The 2,537-nt window shown below is 53.5% G+C and carries 3 protein-coding genes and 1 tRNA gene; all 4 read right to left on the minus strand.

What is annotated here, in order from left to right; all coding sequences use genetic code 11:
* Positions 1-38 precede the first annotated feature (38 nt).
* Positions 39-123: transfer RNA gene (locus DBR24_RS18300), tRNA-Tyr, on the minus strand.
* Positions 124-266: 143 nt separating this feature from the next.
* Positions 267-713 (minus strand): hypothetical protein, encoded by a 447-nt coding sequence (locus DBR24_RS18305; RefSeq protein WP_123467469.1) that lies wholly within the window; start codon positions 711-713, stop codon positions 267-269.
* A 7-nt stretch (positions 714-720) separates the two neighbouring features.
* On the minus strand, positions 721-1,470 hold the full coding sequence (locus DBR24_RS18310) for a pantothenate kinase (protein ID WP_123467467.1): 750 nt from the start codon (positions 1,468-1,470) through the stop codon (positions 721-723).
* The gene (gene birA, locus DBR24_RS18315; protein ID WP_123467465.1) at positions 1,460-2,413 is read right to left on the minus strand and encodes a bifunctional biotin--[acetyl-CoA-carboxylase] ligase/biotin operon repressor BirA; all 954 of its coding nucleotides are present in this window, start codon (positions 2,411-2,413) and stop codon (positions 1,460-1,462) included. The genes DBR24_RS18310 and birA overlap by 11 nt, the downstream gene beginning before the upstream one ends.
* Between the last annotated feature and the right edge of the window lie 124 nt (positions 2,414-2,537).

Consider the following 2,537-nt stretch of genomic DNA (forward strand, 5'->3'; position numbering starts at 1 on the left):
AAACTATACCCGCGGAGCCTGCAGCTCACGCTAAAATCTGGTGGAGGGAGAAGGATTCGAACCTTCGAAGTCGTAGACGTCAGATTTACAGTCTGATCCCTTTGGCCGCTCGGGAACCCCTCCTAATCAGGCCGGCATTCTATACTATGCCAACCCCCTGTCAAGCATTTTCTCATTTAAAAACCTGAGGTTAGCTGCATTGACACCGCTCTACTGCAACCGCCTGTTCAGGCCTTCACTGTGGAGCGGGCGCCATTCTATGCAAACTATTCAGCCGGTGCAACCCCTCCACACAGCATTATTTTATGTTTTAACTCATTGAATTCCTTGGAAAGGTTCTTCAACTGCTCATCTCCCAGCAAACGCTGGCTTTCAGGTGAAATTCGCAACCAATATCCTGAGTCAGGAAAGTCTTTTTGCGAAGACTGAGTCTTCACCTCCATCTGAACAAGACGCCGATCGAGAGCCTGCAGTGACTCCGCGCGGGCAAACCCACCGACGTAAAGGCACTGTTCACCTTCCGCCTCCGTGCGCGACGCCCCGGCTTTCTGTGCAGGAGAGCCACCACTCTCACTCAGCAAGCGAATATCTTGTTGCGTCCCCCGATACAAACTGAGAGGAGTGACATCTTTGGCTCGCAAAGGAGCCTCCTGCTGATGCCAGACGTAATAGAACACATTGAGAACAACCAGCAGCAGGAACAACCAACGCATACGAACCTCAGGAAAAAGGACACGCCATAGCCAAGCCCACAAACACCAGATCGGGAACGATTCGAGCATCAGGCGCAGCGCCTGCAACCAGTTCGGCATCTCCACCAGTGATAAAAACAGTGAAGTCCTGCCCCCAATAGGCTCGCGCCATCTCCAACTGAGTGAGCACAAACCCCTTCAACATCAGCGAACATCCGCGCTCTACAGCCTCGACCGTGGTACGGCCTGGAGCCTGGCTGGCCAAGGCACGCTCGGCAGCCAGATCCCCATATCGAATTTTCCTGGTATGGGTTCGCAGCTGATTACGCATCAACGGCATACCGGGACAAATGAAGCCACCAAGATGCTCACCGTCTGCAGCAATAAAATCCGCAGTGACCGCAGTGCCAAAATCCAGAACCAGGCACGCGCCATTCGCCAGATGAAAGCCACCAAGCATTGCAAGCCAACGATCCAGCCCCAGTCGCTCGTAATCCTCGTATCCATTTTTTACGCCAGACATCTCTCTAGCAGATTTCGCACAGACGACCGTTACGCCGAACTCCCGCTCAAGCATCGCGGTTAGCGCAACAGTTTCCTCAACAGTACGCACACTCACCAAACGGCAGTTACTTAATGCAAGTCCATCCAGGCCTCGAAGGCTTTCCAACAGCGCCTGATCTGAATCGACCACACCCTCTGCCATCAAGGCTACCGCCTTCGCCTTCAGCACTCGCCATTTAATGAAGCTGTTGCCGCAGTCGAGCTCAAGAATCATCACGCAACCTCAGGCTAAGCTCGCCGCCACTAAAGACTTTTTCCATGCCATTCACCTTCAATCGCAGCGCGCCCTGGTTATCGATGCCAAGCACTACGCCATCTATCTGATTGACACCCGCTATCAGGGAAACCATCCGCCCCTGCCAAAGATGGTTCTCTTCCCACTCAGCCTGAAGAACAGAAAAACCACCGACCTGGTGACGCTGTATGTATGCCTGTAATTGGTTACTCAACTCGACGACCAGCGCATTTCGATCAAAGCTTTTACCTGACTCCAACCTCATCGAGGTCCATTGCTGATCAACCTCATCAGCCGCCTGCATATTCACGTTAATGCCGATCCCTAGCACTACATGACATACATCTGCCGGATCTCCGACGAGCTCGAGCAATATCCCGGCGATTTTTTTACTGTCGACGAGAACATCATTCGGCCATTTCAGTCCCACGTCAGCCACTCCCAGCTTTCTGAGGGTTTGCATAACCGCGAGCCCAACGACCAGGCTCAGCCCCTCAAGCTGACGCATACCACCATCAATGCGCAGTACAAGGCTGTAATAGAGATTCTCGGCAAAGGGACTTACCCATTTGCGCCCCCTACGCCCTCGACCGGCAATCTGCCGCTCCGCGACTACCAAAAATGGTGCAACCTGACCTTGCCCAATGGCCCGCAGCGCCTGGGCATTAGTAGAGTCAATGGAGTCAAAAACCGTTACTGGCCAGCTTGGCGACATTCCTGCCATGCCAAGGGGATCCAGCAACATCAAGGGGGTAGCCAACTGATAGCCTCGCCCCCGAACCTTATGAATGGACAGCCCAAGCTCCGCCTCAAGATGCTGAAGCTGCTTCCACACCGCACTTCGACTAATTCCCAGGGCCTCGCCCAAGTCCTGACCAGAATGGAATCGGCCATCCTTCAGAAGGTTCAACAACGTCAGCATGCAGATCTCGCCTCACAATGAGGCCCGAATAATATCCATGACCCGCGCCGTTGCATAGAAATCAAGCAGACGCATTTCCTGCGGGCAAAACAAAACCCCAACTGCTTTCGCAATTGGGGTTTCG

Source organism: Pseudomonas sp. HMWF006, assembly GCF_003061205.1.
Taxonomy (GTDB): domain Bacteria; phylum Pseudomonadota; class Gammaproteobacteria; order Pseudomonadales; family Pseudomonadaceae; genus Aquipseudomonas; species Aquipseudomonas monsensis.

Excerpts from the sequence above, each read along its gene's own strand:
- DBR24_RS18305 (WP_123467469.1), bottom strand. The coding sequence starts at position 713 with ATGCGTTGGTTGTTCCTGCTGCTGGTTGTTCTCAATGTGTTCTATTAC.
- birA (WP_123467465.1), bottom strand. The coding sequence starts at position 2,413 with ATGCTGACGTTGTTGAACCTTCTGAAGGATGGCCGATTCCATTCTGGT.
- DBR24_RS18310 (WP_123467467.1), bottom strand. The coding sequence starts at position 1,470 with ATGATTCTTGAGCTCGACTGCGGCAACAGCTTCATTAAATGGCGAGTG.